The 15466-nt window shown below is 70.2% G+C and carries 14 protein-coding genes and 1 tRNA gene; 12 read left to right on the plus strand and 3 right to left on the minus strand.

Going from position 1 to position 15466, the window contains the following annotated elements; translation table 11 throughout:
* Positions 1-3: 3 nt before the first annotated feature.
* Entirely contained in the window at positions 4-1029 is a 1026-nt protein-coding gene (ilvC, locus tag QNO12_RS06565) for a ketol-acid reductoisomerase (protein ID WP_257501973.1), read from the plus strand.
* A gap of 201 nt (positions 1030-1230) precedes the next feature.
* Here ilvC and QNO12_RS06570 read toward each other — a convergent pair whose 3' ends face one another.
* Complete coding sequence (locus QNO12_RS06570) at positions 1231-2148, minus strand: oxygenase MpaB family protein (RefSeq protein ID WP_257501974.1); 918 nt, start codon at positions 2146-2148, stop codon at positions 1231-1233.
* A 64-nt stretch (positions 2149-2212) separates the two neighbouring features.
* Between QNO12_RS06570 and QNO12_RS06575 the strand changes: the two genes are divergently transcribed.
* From QNO12_RS06575 to serA, 3 genes are all read left to right on the plus strand, one after another.
* Positions 2213-2755 (plus strand): DNA polymerase III subunit gamma/tau, encoded by a 543-nt coding sequence (locus QNO12_RS06575; protein ID WP_257501975.1) that lies wholly within the window; start codon positions 2213-2215, stop codon positions 2753-2755.
* Positions 2752-3102: a bacitracin resistance protein gene (locus QNO12_RS06580; protein WP_257501976.1), complete on the plus strand. Its 351-nt coding sequence runs from the start codon at positions 2752-2754 to the stop codon at positions 3100-3102. The genes QNO12_RS06575 and QNO12_RS06580 overlap by 4 nt, the downstream gene beginning before the upstream one ends.
* 146 nt (positions 3103-3248) lie before the next feature.
* On the plus strand, positions 3249-4853 hold the full coding sequence (gene serA / locus QNO12_RS06585; RefSeq protein WP_257501977.1) for a phosphoglycerate dehydrogenase: 1605 nt from the start codon (positions 3249-3251) through the stop codon (positions 4851-4853).
* A gap of 15 nt (positions 4854-4868) precedes the next feature.
* Here the strand turns inward: serA and QNO12_RS06590 are convergent, their stop codons facing one another.
* Positions 4869-5414, minus strand: coding sequence for a TetR family transcriptional regulator (locus QNO12_RS06590; protein WP_257501978.1), 546 nt, complete (start codon positions 5412-5414; stop codon positions 4869-4871).
* A 106-nt stretch (positions 5415-5520) separates the two neighbouring features.
* Between QNO12_RS06590 and QNO12_RS06595 the strand changes: the two genes are divergently transcribed.
* The 5 genes from QNO12_RS06595 to QNO12_RS06615 all read left to right on the plus strand — a co-directional run bounded on the left by QNO12_RS06595 (position 5521) and on the right by QNO12_RS06615 (position 11525).
* Positions 5521-7062, plus strand: coding sequence for an MFS transporter (locus QNO12_RS06595; RefSeq protein ID WP_257501979.1), 1542 nt, complete (start codon positions 5521-5523; stop codon positions 7060-7062).
* Positions 7063-7155: 93 nt separating this feature from the next.
* Positions 7156-8253 carry a 3-isopropylmalate dehydrogenase gene (locus tag QNO12_RS06600; protein WP_257501980.1) on the plus strand — a complete coding sequence of 366 codons (1098 nt, stop codon included), beginning with the start codon at positions 7156-7158 and terminating at the stop codon, positions 8251-8253.
* 45 nt (positions 8254-8298) lie between these two features.
* Positions 8299-9405: a branched-chain amino acid aminotransferase gene (locus QNO12_RS06605; protein WP_257501981.1), complete on the plus strand. Its 1107-nt coding sequence runs from the start codon at positions 8299-8301 to the stop codon at positions 9403-9405.
* Positions 9406-9456: 51 nt separating this feature from the next.
* A complete protein-coding gene (locus QNO12_RS06610; protein ID WP_257501982.1) occupies positions 9457-10221 on the plus strand; it encodes a fumarylacetoacetate hydrolase family protein in 765 nt (254 codons plus the stop codon).
* Between the two features lie 23 nt (positions 10222-10244).
* The gene (locus QNO12_RS06615) at positions 10245-11525 is read left to right on the plus strand and encodes an MFS transporter (RefSeq protein ID WP_257501983.1); all 1281 of its coding nucleotides are present in this window, start codon (positions 10245-10247) and stop codon (positions 11523-11525) included.
* Here QNO12_RS06615 and QNO12_RS06620 read toward each other — a convergent pair.
* On the minus strand, positions 11522-12586 hold the full coding sequence (locus tag QNO12_RS06620) for an aminotransferase class V-fold PLP-dependent enzyme (protein WP_257501984.1): 1065 nt from the start codon (positions 12584-12586) through the stop codon (positions 11522-11524). The two genes, QNO12_RS06615 and QNO12_RS06620, sit on opposite strands and share 4 nt — an antisense overlap.
* Positions 12587-12667: 81 nt before the next feature.
* Between QNO12_RS06620 and QNO12_RS06625 the strand changes: the two genes are divergently transcribed.
* The 3 genes from QNO12_RS06625 to QNO12_RS06635 all read left to right on the plus strand — a co-directional run bounded on the left by QNO12_RS06625 (position 12668) and on the right by QNO12_RS06635 (position 15320).
* Positions 12668-13600: a LysR family transcriptional regulator gene (locus tag QNO12_RS06625; protein WP_257501985.1), complete on the plus strand. Its 933-nt coding sequence runs from the start codon at positions 12668-12670 to the stop codon at positions 13598-13600.
* Positions 13601-13659: 59 nt separating this feature from the next.
* The gene (gene gltX, locus QNO12_RS06630; RefSeq protein WP_257501986.1) at positions 13660-15171 is read left to right on the plus strand and encodes a glutamate--tRNA ligase; all 1512 of its coding nucleotides are present in this window, start codon (positions 13660-13662) and stop codon (positions 15169-15171) included.
* A 77-nt stretch (positions 15172-15248) separates the two neighbouring features.
* A tRNA-Gln gene (locus tag QNO12_RS06635) sits at positions 15249-15320 on the plus strand.
* Positions 15321-15466 lie beyond the last annotated feature (146 nt).

Consider the following 15466-nt stretch of genomic DNA (forward strand, 5'->3'; position numbering starts at 1 on the left):
CCCATGGCCGAACTCTTCTACGACGCCGACGCCGACCTTTCGCTCATCCAGGGCAAGAAGGTCGCGATCGTCGGCTACGGCTCCCAGGGCCACGCCCATGCACAGAACCTCCGTGACTCGGGTGTCGAGGTCGCCATCGCGCTCAAGGACGGCTCGAAGTCCGCCGCCAAGGCCCAGGAGGACGGCTTCGAGGTCCTCTCCGTCGCCGACGCGACGATCTGGGCGGACGTGATCATGATCCTCGCGCCGGACCAGCACCAGCGCGGCATCTACACCGACTCGATCAAGGACAACCTGGCGCCGGGCAAGACGCTCGCCTTCGCCCACGGCTTCAACATCCGCTTCGGCTACATCGACGCGCCCGAGGGCGTGGACGTCATCCTGATCGCCCCGAAGGCGCCCGGCCACACGGTGCGCCGGGAGTTCGTGGCAGGCCGCGGCATCCCGGACATCATCGCCGTCGAGCGCGACGCATCCGGCCAGGCCTGGGATGTTGCTTTGTCGTACGCCAAGGCCATCGGCGGCACCCGCGCCGGCGTCATCAAGACGACCTTCACCGAAGAGACCGAGACCGACCTGTTCGGCGAGCAGGCCGTCCTGTGCGGCGGCACCTCGCAGCTCGTCCAGTACGGCTTCGAGACCCTCGTCGAGGCCGGATACCAGCCCGAGATCGCCTACTTCGAGGTGCTCCACGAGCTCAAGCTCATCGTGGACCTGATGTGGGAGGGCGGCATCGCCAAGCAGCGGTGGTCGATCTCGGACACGGCCGAGTACGGCGACTACGTCTCCGGCCCGCGCGTCATCGACCCGCGGGTGAAGGAGAACATGCAGGCCGTCCTGGGCGACATCCAGTCCGGCGCGTTCGCGAAGCGCTTCATCGCAGACCAGGATGCCGGTGCACCCGAGTTCCTGGAACTGCGCGAAAAGGGCGCCACGCACCCCATCGAGGAGACCGGCAAGGAGCTGCGCGCCCTGTTCGCGTGGAAGCAGACCGACTCGGACTACACCGAAGGCTCCGCCGCGCGCTGACCTTCCGCACGCGATACGCCGGCGGGCGCCCTGTGGGGTGCCCGCCGGTGGTGTTTCCAGGATTGTGGTGCGCTGCCGCTCTGCGGTGGGGCCGCTGGGCCGGGCGGTGTCTGATTCGGGTGGCGGCGCCGGATTCGGATGCTGTGGCCGTGCGCATCCGAATCCGGTACCTGTCTCCGAATCTGGGAAGGGCTGCCGGGGTCAGGCGGCGGGCTGGGACCCGGCGGAGGCGTCGCGCAGGCGAGCGATCCGCGCCAGCGCGGCATCCTCGGATGTGGACCGCTCGCCCAGCAGGGATCGCGCGGTGCGCAGCACAGCGCCGGTGGCGGGAACGGCGAGGAAACCGGGTCGGGGGAGTCCCAGCATCCGGCGGTGCAACGGATCGAGGGACGCCACCGCGCCGGCGAACATGACGCGGTACGGCGGGATCATGCCCTTCGCGAGCGGCGGGGTGCGGATGAACCGCACGACATCCAGGACGCGGGCGTCGGTCTTCAGGACGCCGGCATCGGCGATGGCGCGCAGCCTGCCGCGCAGCTCATGCGCGGTCAGCGGTGGGTCGGACAGGCCGATCAGCTCGCCGGCGGTCGCCCATTCCCGCACGTAGGCGTCCGGGCCGCCGGGGATCTCGCTCTCCCAGACCTCGTGGCAGGTCAGGAACGAATCGGTGAAGGCCAGATGCACCCACTCGATCAGCTCCGGGTCGCTGGCGCGGTACGGGCGCGGGTTGCCGAACGCGTCGACGTACTCACCCTGCACGCGACGGTGCAGGCCGCGGACCTGGGCCGAGGAGCGTTCGGCGGTCGCGCGATCGCCGAAGGTGACGGTGATCAGCCAGCGGATCGTGCCGCTCAGCCGCCCGAGCGGGTCTTCGCGGTAGCGCGACCAGTCGTGCACGCCGGCCATCGCGCCCGGGTGCAGGGCCTGGACCAGGAGGGCGCGGATGCCGGCGACCATCGTCGCCATCCCGCCGTGCACCGCCCACGCGGCCGATCCGGGGCCGAAGAAGCCGGCGTCGTCCCCCCGAGCGAGGTTGCGCACCCACTGCGGTGACCCGTCATCCGTTCCGGAGAGCGTCTGCAGCAGGTGGGATCGCCAGCGGTCGCGCACGGTCGCCATACCGCCAGTACACCATGCGCTCGGACAGGTGGGGCCGGTCGCGACCGACGGCTACGCTGGAGCCATGGCCCGCGGCACAGACGACGACGCCCTCGCATGGGATGGTGACGACGATCCCACACTCGATGTGGGCGCCGGTCCGGCCGCGGATGCCCCGCCCACGTCTGCGGCGTCGGACGAGCCTGCCGACCAGCCCGCGGATGCCGCGCCCACAGCCCTGCCGGACGGCTTCACCGCCGTGGGCAGAGGAAGCGCAGACGTCGGACGCGTGCACGATGACGGTTCGGTCACGATGCCGCAGGAGCGGGTGCCGTTGGGCAACGCAACCCTCATCACGCTCGGCATCCTGGGCGGCGTCTACCTGCTGTATGCGATCGGCTGGCTGATCGGAGGTCTGCGTCTGCAGGGCGCGCGGCAGTACCTCGTGAGCGATGTGATGTACCAGGGCAGCCTGTGGCTGGCCGTGCTCGCCCCGGTGCTCTGGTTCGGCACCGTGTTCCTGCTGACGACGGCTGCCAAGCCGTGGGTGCGCATCGCCTGGCTGCTCGCGGGTGTCGCGCTTCTGCTGCCATGGCCGTTCGTGATGATCGGGGCGGTGGGACGGTGATCCGCAGGACCGCAGAAGGCACCGGATCCCGTGTCCGGGCGATGCCCACCTGGCTGGTGGCCACGATAGCGGGCGCCCTCGGGCTGTTCTACGCGTATGCCGTGTGGAACGCGGTCGGCAACCTCGTGCAGGCGGCGCCGCTGGGGCTCAATGGGCTGGGCTGGTTCATCTGGATCTTCGCGATCCTCTTTCCCGTCATCGTCTGGGGCGCGGCGTTCGCGGCGGGTTACAAGCGCCGGCCGCACGAGTTCCTCCTGGTGATGCTGAGCGGCCTCGGGCTGGTCGCCGTGTTCTGGCTGAACGTCGTCGCGTACACCACCCTGAACACCGCGTCGCTGCTGGGTTGAGCGTCGTCGGCGTCGTCATGCGGCCGGGACGGATGCGGGCGAGCCGATAGAGTGGCACCTGTATGCGCCCCGATGGCGTGCGGCGCAGCATCCACCCCTCTTCAGGCCGCATCTCGCGTGCCCACTGCTCCAAAGGATCCGCTGCCGTGCCGAAGCCTGTCGTGCTCATCGCCGAAGAACTCTCACCCGCAACGATCGACGCCCTCGGGCCGGACTTCGATGTCCGCCAGGTCGACGGCACCGACCGTCCCGCCCTGCTCGCGGCCCTCTCGGACGCGCACGCGGTGCTGGTGCGTTCCGCGACCAAGATCGACGCCGAGGCGCTCGGAGCTGCTCCGCTGCTGAAGGTCGTCGCCCGTGCGGGCGTCGGCCTGGACAACGTCGACATCAAGACCGCGACCACTGCCGGAGTCATGGTCGTGAACGCACCGACCTCCAATATCATCTCGGCCGCAGAGCTGACCATCGGGCACATCCTCAGCCTCGCGCGCCGCATCCCCGCCGCACACGGGTCGCTCTCGCAGGGCCAGTGGAAGCGCTCGTCCTTCACCGGCACCGAGCTGTTCGAGAAGACGGTGGGGATCATCGGCCTGGGCCGGATCGGCGCGCTCATCGCCGCGCGCCTGAACGCGTTCGACATGCGCGTGATCGCGTACGACCCGTACGTCACGAGCGCTCGGGCCCAGCAGCTGGGCGTCCAGCTGGTCAGCCTGGACGAGCTGATCGAGCAGAGCGATTTCGTCACGATCCACATGCCGAAGACCCCCGAGACGACCGGCATGATCGGCGCCGAGCAGCTGCGTCGGATGAAGCCGACCGCGTTCGTGGTCAATGTCGCCCGCGGCGGACTCATCGACGAGGGCGCACTGTACGACGCGCTCACCGCGGGTGAGATCGCCGGCGCCGGCCTGGATGTCTTCAGCGCAGAGCCTCCCGCCGCCGGCTCGGACGCGCAGCGCCTGCTGGACCTGCCCAACGTCGTCGTCACACCCCATCTCGGCGCCAGCACCGAAGAGGCCCAGGAGAAGGCCGGCGTCTCCGTCGCACGCTCGGTCCGCCTCGCGCTGGGCGGCGAGCTGGTTCCGGATGCCGTCAACGTCGCCGGCGGGATCATCGACCCGTACGTGCGCCCGGGCATCCCGCTCGTGGAGAAGCTCGGGCAGATCTTCGCATCGCTGTCGCACTCGCCGCTGACCAGCCTCGACGTTGAGGTGCACGGTGAGCTCAGCCAGTACGACGTCAGCGTGCTCAAGCTCGCGGCGTTGAAGGGGCTGTTCACGAACATCGTCAGCGAGAGCGTCTCGTACGTGAACGCGCCCCTGCTGGCTGAGCAGCGCGGAGTCGACGTGCGCCTGCTGGTCGATGACGTCAGCGACGAGTACCGCAACGTGATCACGCTGCGTGGGGCGCTCTCGGACGGCTCGCAGCTGTCGGTCTCGGGCACCCTGACCGGCACCAAGCAGATCGAGAAGCTCGTCAGCATCAACGATTACGCTCTCGAGCTGCCGATCGAGAAGCACCACGTGGTGATGCTGTACACCGACCGCCCCGGGATCGTCGCGATCTACGGGCAGAAGTTCGGCGAGGCGGGCATCAACATCGCCGGCATGCAGATCGCCCGCACGAGCGCCGGCGGGCAGGCTCTGAGCATCCTGACCCTGGACTCGCCGGTCAGCGACGAGCTGCTCGACGACGTGCAGAGCGCCATCCACGCCGACTTGTTCCGCCAGATCGAGATCACCGAGTCCTGAGCTGCGGCGCGCCGTTCACCCGTGGGCGGCGCGCTCCACCAGCGCGATGAGGTCATCCATCGCCGCCCCTCGGGGTACCGGACCGGCGATGCCGTCGCCCTTGAGCGCGTTGTTGTAATAGAGCCCGTCGCTGATCAGCATGATCAGGTCGAAGGATGCCGCGTCCTTCGCATGCGGACGCATCGCCTCGCCCCACTCCGCCCGCACCTCCCGCAGCGCCGCGCTGGCCGGCGTGTGCCCGCCCTGCGCGAGGCGTGACACGGCGATGAGGGCGCGGTCGAGCGGATCGTTCTCCAGGGCGGAGGAGCGCAGGAAATAGGCGATGGGTCCCTCCGGCGCGCTGCCGATCGCGGCGACGTCCGCGTCCACGAGGGCGCGCAGACGTTCGATGACCCCGGCAGCCAGGGCGTCCTTCGAGGCGAAGTGATACAGCAGCCCGCCCTTGGAGACACCCGCCGCGCGGGCGGTCGCCTCCAGCGTCGCCGCGCGTTCACCCGCGTCGATCAGGATGGTCTCGAAGGCGTCGAGCACGCTCTGTCTGGCCCGCGGCGGACGGCTCATGCGCTCGATGCTATCCAGCACCGGATCAGCGGGGAGGGTTTCACGCCTGTTACTATACCGGCTGGACGGTTTACCTGAATCGCCCGGACAACGGACGAGGAAGATCATGACCGACACACTGACCCGCACGCCGACGGCGGCAGGCGCCCGCGTCGGGTGGCGCGGCTGGGCGGCCCTGGTCGTGCTCATGCTGCCGGTGCTGCTGGTCTCGGTCGACAACACAGTGCTGAGCTTCGCGCTGCCGCAGATCGCGCTGGACCTGGAGCCGAGCGCGACACAGCAGCTCTGGATCATCGACGCCTACCCGCTGGTCCTGGCCAGCCTCCTGGTCACCATGGGCGTGCTCGGGGACAGATTCGGCAGACGACGGATGCTGCTGATCGGCGCGGCCGGGTTCGGTGCGGTCTCCGCGTTGGCGGCCTTCGCGCCCAGCCCCGAGTGGCTGATCGCGGCCCGCGCGGCGATGGGCGTGTTCGGCGCGATGCTGATGCCGTCGACGCTGTCCCTGCTGCGCACGATCTTCACCAATCGCGACCAGCGCCGCATGGCGATCGCGGTGTGGGCTGCCGGCTTCTCGGCCGGTGCCGCGCTCGGACCCATCGTCGGCGGCGTCCTCCTGGAGCACTTCGCCTGGGGGTCCGTGTTCCTGATGGCCGTTCCGGTGCTCGTGCCCCTGCTGGTGCTGGTCCCGATCCTCGTTCCGGAGAGCCGGGACCCCAGCCCGGGTCGCTTCGACCCGCTCAGCGTCGTGCTGTCGCTGGCGACCATGGTGCCGATCGTCTACGCGATCAAGGAGTTCGCCGTGCACGGCGCGGAGAGCCCCCTGCCGCTCGTGCTGATCGGTGCAGGGGTGCTGTTCGGGGTGCTGTTCGTGCGACGGCAGAACCGGCTGCAGACGCCGATGCTGGACATGGCGCTCTTCCGCCGGGGCAGCTTCACCGGCTCGGTCCTGGTGAACCTGCTCAGCGTCATCGGGCTGGTCGGCTTCCTGTACTTCGTCGCCCAGCACCTTCAGCTCGTGGTCGGGCTCTCACCGCTGCAGGCCGGCCTCGCCCTGGTGCCGGGTCTGCTGGCGATGATCGTGGCCGGCATCGGCGTCGTGCCGATCGCCAAGCGTGCAGCGCCGCGCCTGGTCGTGCCGCTCGCGCTGTGCTTCTCCGTCCTCGGATACGTGCTGGTCGCCGTCAGCACCACCTCGGCCTCGCTGCCGCTGCTGATCGCGGCCTTCGTGTCGCTGGGAGTGGGGATCGGCGCAGCCGAGACGGTCTCGAACGAGCTCATCCTCGCCAGCGCTCCGGCCGCCAAGGCGGGCGCGGCCAGCGCCGTCTCCGAGACGGCGTACGAGCTGGGAGCCGTGCTCGGCACCACCATCATCGGCGGCCTGCTGGCGGCGTTCTACCGCGCCAATCTCGTCCTGCCGGATGCTCTGCCCGGCGCTGCTGCCGACGCCGCCCGCGAGACCCTTGCCGGTGCCGTCGCCGCCTCGCACGAACTGGACGCCACGCTCGGCCAGGCGCTTCGGGATGCCGCGGCATCCGCGTTCGACGCCGGAGTGGGCGTGACCGCCCTGATCGGAGCGGGGCTGATCGTGGTGGCTGCCGTGATCGCCGCGTTCACGCTCGGCGGCCGGGCCGGCGCGAACCGCTGAGCGCAGGCCAGGCGCTCTGCTCCGGGCGGGCGCGCGGGCCGGCGATCGGAGCGGCTCGCCCGCCGGTACGCTGGCAGGGACAAGAGGAGAGCGATGTCGGGCGTTCAGGTAACAGGGTCGGGTGGAGAACGGGCGGGGCAGTCCAGGACCGTGCGACTGGCCGTCATCCCCGGTGACGGCATCGGTCCCGAAGTCATCTCCGAGGCAGAGAAGGTGCTGGATGCCGTGACGGCAGGATCCGGCATCCGCTTCGACAAGACGCGTTTCTCGCTGGGTGCCGCGCGATTCCTCGACACCGGCGACACACTCACCGATGACGACCTGGCCGCCATCAAGGCGCACGACGCGATCCTGCTCGGAGCCGTCGGGGGAGTGCCCGGCGATCCGCGGCTCAAAGACGCCAACATCGAGCGCGGACTGCTGTTGAAACTGCGGTTCGAGCTCGACCATTACGTCAACCTGCGTCCCTCGAAGCTCTACCCAGGCGCGCCGGGTCCGCTCGCAGACCCGGGTGAGATCGACTTCGTCGTGGTCCGTGAGGGCACGGAGGGACCGTACGTGGGCAACGGCGGATCGATCCGCACCGGCACGCCGCACGAGGTCGCCAACGAGACGTCGGTCAACACCGCCTACGGCATCGAGCGCGTCGTCCGGTACGCGTTCGCGCTGGCCGAGCGACGCCGCAGCAAACTCACCCTCGTGCACAAGACGAACGTGCTCGTGCACGCGGGCGGGATGTGGCAGCGGATCGTCAACGCGGTCTCGACAGAGCACCCGGACGTCGCCGTAGACTATCTGCACGTCGATGCGGCAACGATCTTCCTGGTCACGAACCCGTCCCGCTTCGACGTGATCGTCACCGACAACCTCTTCGGCGACATCCTGACCGACCTGGCCGGCGCCGTCACCGGTGGCATCGGCCTCGCAGCGTCCGGGAACATCAACCCGGATGGCGCGTACCCGTCGATGTTCGAGCCCGTCCACGGTTCGGCGCCCGACATCGCGGGGCAGCAGAAGGCCGATCCCACTGCCGCGATCCTGTCCGTCTCGCTCCTGCTCGATCATCTCGGGCTGCACGAGGAGGCGCAGCGCGTCACCCGCGCTGTGGAGGAGGACATCCGGGCGCGCGACGGCGCCGCACGCCCGACGTCCGCGATCGGCGACGCGATCGTCGAGCGACTGCAGGCGTAATCTGAAACCGCTCGCTTGGTGAGCGCAACCGAACTTGGACGTGACATGACACTCATCGGAACCGACCCCGACACCGGACTCGCACCCCTGCAGTTCGCCGTGACCCGCAACCTCGCCGCCAAGAATCCCGCGCAGCGGGAGGCGATCTTGAGCGACCCGGGCTTCGGTGTGAACTTCACCGACCACATGGTCGACATCTGCTGGTCCGTCGGCGGCGGCTGGCATCGCCCGCGCGTCCAGCCCTATGGGCCGATCACCCTGGACCCCGCCGCCGCCGTGCTGCACTACGGGCAGGAGATCTTCGAGGGCATCAAGGCGTACCGCCACCCGGACGGGTCCATCCACACCTTCCGCCCCGACCAGAACGGCCGCCGCCTGCAGCGGTCGGCCCGGCGTCTGGCGCTGCCGGAGCTTCCGGTGTCGTACTTCATCCAGTCGCTGCGGGAACTGATCGCCGTCGACGGCGCCTGGGTTCCCTCTGGCGAGGACCAGAGCCTGTATCTGCGGCCCTTCATGTTCGCGAAGGAAGCCTTCCTCGGCGTGCGGCCGGCGCACAAGGTCAAGTACTACGTGATCGCCTCGCCCGCGGGAGCGTACTTCCACGGCGGCGTGAACCCGGTCTCCATCTGGCTCAGCGAGGATTACGCCCGCGCGGGCAAGGGCGGCACCGGCGCGGCCAAGACCGGCGGAAACTACGCGGCCTCCCTGCTCCCGCAGTCCGAGGCCTACGAGCACGAGTGCGACCAGGTCGTCTTCCTCGACCAGGACCGCAACGTCGAAGAGCTCGGCGGCATGAACATCGTGTTCGTCTACAAGGACGGCAGGATCGTCACGCCCGAGTCCCCGTCCATCCTGGAAGGCATCACGCGCGACTCCATCCTCCAGCTCGCACGCGACCGCGGACACACGGTGCAGGGCCGTGCCGTGTCGCTGGACGAATGGCGTCAGGGCGTGGCATCCGGCGACATCGTCGAGGTGTTCGCCTGCGGCACCGCCGCCGTGGTCACCCCGATCGGCGTGCTCAAGGGCGCGGACTTCTTCGACCAGCAGCCCCTCGGCACCCTCGCGCTGGAGCTGCGCAAGGAGCTCACCGACATCCAGTACGGTCGCGCCGAGGACAAGCACGGCTGGCTGCTGCGACTGGACGCCTGAGCGCCGCACGGTCTTCATTCCGAGGATGCCGCGGCTGAGTAGGCTGAACGGGTGAGAATCGCGCGCTTCAGCCACCAGGACGCCATCCGCTTCGGCATCGTCGACGACATCGACCTCGTCGTGCTCGAGGGCGATCCGATGTTCGCGGGCTTCGACACCACGGGGGAGCGTGTTCCGCTCGGCGACGTGGTGCTGCTGGCCCCGGTCATCCCGCGCTCGAAGATCGTGTGCGTCGGGCGCAACTACCGCGCCCACGCAGAGGAGCTCGGCAACGAGGTGCCCGCCGAGCCCCTGCTGTTCCTCAAGCCGAACACCGCGGTGATCGGCCCGGGCGATACGATCGTGCGCCCGCCCCAGTCCACGTTCACCTCGTTCGAGGGGGAGTTGGCCGTGGTGATCGGATCGATCGCGAAGAACGTCTCGGCGGACCGCGCCTCCGAGGTCATCTTCGGCTACACGATCGCCAACGACATCACCGCCCGCGACCTGCAGAAGACCGACGGGCAGTGGGCGCGCGCGAAGGGGTTCGACACCTTCTGCCCGCTCGGCCCGGCGATCGAGACCGACTTCGACGTCGCTTCGGCGACGCTCGAGACGCGTCTGAACGGCGAGGTCGCGCAGCGCGCGCCGCTGACCGACATGATCCATTCGGTCGCGGACATCATCGCCTATGCGTCCGCGGCCTTCACCCTGCTGCCGGGGGACGTCATCCTGACCGGAACGCCCTCCGGGGTCGGTCCGTTCGTCGCGGGCGACACGATCGAAGTCCAGATATCCGGTCTCGGCACGCTGCGCAACACGGCGCGGGACGCGTGACCCGGATCGCCCACCCGGAACCCATGTCCGATCCCGCACCCTCATCCCCGGCTCAGGCGGATGCCGCGCCGCCCGGCGGCGTTTCGCCGGAGGAACTGATCCGCATCCGGCGTCGCACGCTCTGGGTCCTCTCCAGCGGGCAGGTGCTCGGCGGGGTCGCCTTCGGCGCCACGGTGTCGCTCGGCGCGGTCCTGGCCGCGGAGATCTCCGGCGACGAGGCGTTCTCGGGCCTGGCCACCGCCTTCATCACACTCGGTGCCGCGGCGCTGGCGGTGCCGCTGGCTCACCTCGCGCACCGCCGAGGCCGCCGGATCTCGCTGACCTCGGGCATGCTTCTGGCCCTGATGGGGGTGGTGGGCGTCATCTTGGCGGCGGCGACCGTGTCCTTCCCGCTGCTGCTCCTCTCGTTCGCGCTGATCGGAGCGGGCCAGGCGGCCAACCTGCAGACCAGGTTCGCCGCGGCGGACCTCGCCACCGACGCCTCGCGCGGTCGCGACCTGTCGATCGTGGTGTGGGCGACCACGCTCGGGGCTGTGCTGGGGCCGAACCTCGTCGGTCCGGGCGAGATTCTGGGCGCGACCCTGGGAATGCCGGCGCTCACCGGCCCGTACGTGTTCACGATCGTCGCCCAGCTGGCGGCCATCACCCTGTACGCGACCGCCCTGCGGCCGGACCCGCTGCTGCTCGCGCAGCGGATCGCGAACGCGGTCGCCGGCGGCGCCGCGGCGATCGCGCGCGCGGACCGGCCGACCGCTGCGCGCTATGCGATCATCGCGATCGCGGGCGCGCACGGTGTGATGGTGGCCGTGATGGCGATGACTCCGGTCCACCTGCTGCATCACGGGGCGACGCTGACGGTCATCGGGCTGACGATCAGCCTGCACATCGCCGGGATGTTCGCGCTGTCACCGGTGTTCGGCATCATGGCCGACCGGCTCGGACGGGTTCCGACCATCCTCGTCGGGCAGGCGCTTCTGACCGCGTCGCTGATCCTCGCCGCAGTCGGGCAGGATTCGGCATCCGCGGTCACGGTCGCGCTGATCCTGCTGGGACTGGGGTGGAGCGCCTCCACCGTGTCCGGCGCTGTGCTGCTGACCGAGTCCTCGAGCGAGGATCTGCGCACCCGCCGCCAGGGGCGCAGCGACCTGATCATGAACCTGGTCGCGGCCACCGGAGCGGTCCTGGCCGGGGTCGTGCTGGGCCGGATCGGATACGGCGGCCTGGCCCTGTGCGCTCTGGCGGTGGTCGCCGTCGTGACGGCGCTGTCCTTCCTCGGTCGTCGTCCGCTGCCCGCCCGGAGCTAGCCGCGCAGCGCGACCACCGCGTCGGCGACGTCCTGCTCGTCGTTGAAGACGTGGAAGGCGACGCGAGCGCGGCCCGCGCGCCCCGACGCGACGATGCCGGCCGCGGCGAGCCGGGCGAGGTCCGAGCCGTCCGGGTCGCTCCAGGTGACGATGGCGCTGGGACGATCAGCCGGGGGGAGCGCGGCTCCGGCCCGGAAGGCGTCGGCCAGCCCCGTCGCGTGGTCATACAGGGCTGCGGCGGGAAGGGAGGCGAACAGCGCCAGAGCGGGCTCGGCGCCGATGAACGCCTGCCAGGCGGGGGAGACGTCCAAGCGCGTGGCGTCGGCGGCCAGTTCGACCTCTCGCCCGTAGCAGGACGTCCACGGGTCCGCGCCCGCGTACCAGCCGGCGAAGATCGGCGGCACGGTGGCTGCGAAGTCCGCGGTGATCGCCATGAACGCGACGCCTCGCGGCGCGCACAGCCATTTGTAGGCGTGACAGATCACGGCATCGTAGTCGGTGGCCTGCACCGGCAGCCAGCCGATCGCCTGGGTGGCATCGCACAGCGTGCGTGCGCCGTGCCGTCGGGCCGCAGCGCGGATCTCGGCGGCGTCGGCGACGTCGCCGGTGGCGGACTGCACGACGGAGAAGACCACCAGCCGGGTGTCGGCCGTGATCGCGGCGGCAAGCTGGCTGAGCGGCGCGGTGCGCAGACGGATGCCGCGGCCGGCGTGCGCGAACGGCAGGACCATCGACGAGAAGTCGCCCTCGGCGCACAGCACTTCGGCGCCGTCCGGCATCGACGCCGCGATGAGGCCGGCGAAGACCGACGCCTGCGATCCGATCGCGATCCGCGCAGGATCCGCGCCCACCAGGCGGGCGAAGTGGGCGCGGGTGCGCTCCACGGCGGCGGTGTAGGCGACCGCGGACGCGCGGCCCGCGCCCGCGGCATCCAGGTCGGCGATGACGGCGGCGCGCGTGCCGCGGGTGGGCAACCCCACGGTGCAGGCGGCGAGGTAGGAACGGCCGCCCGTGAACTCCGCGCGGGCGGCCCGCAGGTCGGGCGGGGCGAGAGTGGACATGCCCCCAGGGTGCTCGCCTCTGGGGCATTCGTCTACGGCAGGTATTCGATGCGAATCATGCACGGACGTTATGCTTTCGGCGTGACCGATCGCGGACTGGATGATCCCGAGTTCGACGCGCGGAGCCTGCGCGTGATCAAGGCGATCGGCGACGAGGGCTCGATCACCGCCGCGGCGGCGGCACTGGGGTACAGCCAGCCCGCGGTCAGCCAGCAGCTGAAGCGCCTGGAAGCGCGCCTCGGGGTCGCCGTCGTCGAACGCGTCGGCCGCAGCGTGCGGCTCACCGAAGCGGGACGCGTGCTGGCTCGCCACGCGCCCGCCGTGACCACGGCGCTGGATGCCGCAGCGGGTGAGCTCGCGGAGCTGCAGGGGCTTCGCGCCGGGCGCGTTCGCCTGGTCGGATTTCCGTCCGCGTCACCGACGGTCGTACCCCGGCTGCTCGCCGACCTTCGCCAGAATCACCCCGGCGTCACGATCACCTACGTCGAGGCCGAACCGCCCGAGGCGGTGGAGGCGGTCCGCGCAGATCGCGCCGACATCGCACTCACGTTCAGCTATCCGGGCGACCGCGACGACCCGCATGGATCCAGCGCGAGCGGCCTTGCGGTGAGCGCGATCGGCACGGACGAGCTGCTGGCCGTGCTGCCGACCGGCCATCCGGCGGCCGGCTCAGGGGTGGCGGACATGGCGGCGCTGGCGGGGGAGAACTGGATCGCCGGCTGCCCGCGGTGCCGCGGTCACCTGCTCGAGGTCTGCGGCCGCGCGGGGTTCGAACCGCGGATCGGGTTCGAGACCGACAACTTCGTCGCGGTCGAAGGGCTGGTCGCACAGGGGATCGGCGTGGCGACCCTGCCGCGGATGGCGGTGGAGTCCTTCCCGCTGCTGCCGGGCATCGTGACCGCGCCGCTGCCGGCGGCCGAGGCGCGGACGATCCACGTCGTCACCGCGCACGGGGCCGAGCGCGTTCCAGCGGTGCGCACCACCCTCGCCGCACTGGCCCGCGTGCTGCACTGACGCGGGGCGGGGGCCGCGGCCACGGCGCGGATCGCCCTCGCGAACTAAGCTGGGATGCGATGTCTATCCCCGATCCCCGCACCACGACCGCCTCCGGCGTCGACGTGCGCGTGCGCTTCTGTCCCTCGCCCACCGGCCTTCCGCACGTCGGCCTCGTGCGTACCGCCCTGTTCAACTGGGCGTACGCCCGCCACACCGGCGGCACGATGGTCTTCCGCATCGAGGACACCGATGCCGCCCGCGACAGCGAGGAGAGCTACCTGCAGCTGCTGGACGCGCTGCGGTGGCTGAAGATCGACTGGGACGAGGGCGTCGAGGTCGGCGGACCGCACGCGCCGTACCGCCAGTCCCAGCGCCACGACATCTACCGCGACGTGCTCGCCCGCCTGATCGAGGCCGGCGCGGTGTACGAGAGCTACTCCAACGCCGCCGAGATCGACGCGCGCAACGAGGCGGCCGGCCGTGCGAAGCAGCTCGGCTACGACAACCACGACCGCGGCCTGACCGACCAGCAGCGGGCCGCGTTCCGCGCCGAGGGCCGCGAGCCGGCGTACCGTCTCCGCGTGCCGGATGAGGATCTCACTTTCGTCGACCTGATCCGCGGCGAGGTCACCTTCCCGGCCGGATCGTTCCCGGATTTCGTGATCTTCCGGGCGGGCGGCATCCCGCTGTACACCTTCGTCAACCCCGTCGATGACGCGCTGATGGGGATCACCCACGTGCTGCGCGGCGAGGACCTGATGCCCTCCACGGCGCGCCAGCTCGCGCTGTACCGGGCGCTGATCGACGCCGGGGTCACCACGTTCATCCCGCGCTTCGGACATATGCCGCTGGTCCTCGGCGACGGCAACAAGAAGCTCTCCAAGCGCGACCCGCGCGCGGATCTGTTCCTGCAGCGAGAGAAGGGCTTCATCCCCGAGGGGCTTCTGAACTACCTCTCGCTGCTGGGCTGGTCGATCGGCCACGACCGCGACGTGTTCACCCTGGACGAGATGGTGGCCGCGTTCGACATCGTCGATGTGAATCCGAACCCGGCGCGCTTCGATCAGAAGAAGGCCGAATCGATCAACGGCGACCACATCCGGATGCTGGAGCCGGCGGACTTCGCCGAGCGCATCGTTCCCTACCTGGCCTCCGCCGGTGTGGTGACGGTGCCGCTGAGCGACGCGGACGCACAGCTGCTGGCCAAGGCCGCTCCGCTGATCCAGGAGCGTCTGCCGCTGCTGGGTGACGCGCCCGGGCTGCTGCGATTCCTCTTCACCGACGACATCTTCTACGAGGAGGACGCGCTGGCCGGACTCCCGGAGAACACCGGCGTCGTGCTGGCTGCGTCGGTCGGCGCGCTCGAGGAGGTGCGCGAGGAGGAATTCACCGCCGCTGCCGTGCAGGAGGCGCTGTCATCGGCGCTGATCGAGGGTCTCGGGCTGAAACCGCGGATCGCGTACGGACCGCTGCGGGTCGCCGTCAGCGGTCGCCGGGTGTCCCCGCCGCTGTTCGAATCCATGGAGCTGCTGGGCAAGACGGAGTCGATCCGGCGTCTGGCCGCGTTCCAGGCGTTCCGCGCGACCTGAGCAGACGCGTCTCGGTTTGGTCGGGCCGCTCGAGTCGTCTAGACTTGACCCTTGGCACCGGGTTACACCGAGCGCCTTGGGGTATGGTGTAATTGGCAACACGGCGGTTTCTGGTACCGTTGTTCTTGGTTCGAGTCCAGGTACCCCAGCAGTGAATTCCGCAGGATTCCGCCACAGAATCCTCCCTGGTTCGAGGGTCTCGCGATCGGCCTGAACGGCCCGGAGACCAGAATGAGATCGCATACTCGCACGAGCATCTGAGGCTCGGCAGGCACGTGCGCGACGGCCCGGCTGA

Origin of the sequence: Microbacterium sp. zg-B185 (genome assembly GCF_030246885.1) — a bacterium.
Taxonomy (GTDB): Bacteria; Actinomycetota; Actinomycetes; order Actinomycetales; family Microbacteriaceae; genus Microbacterium.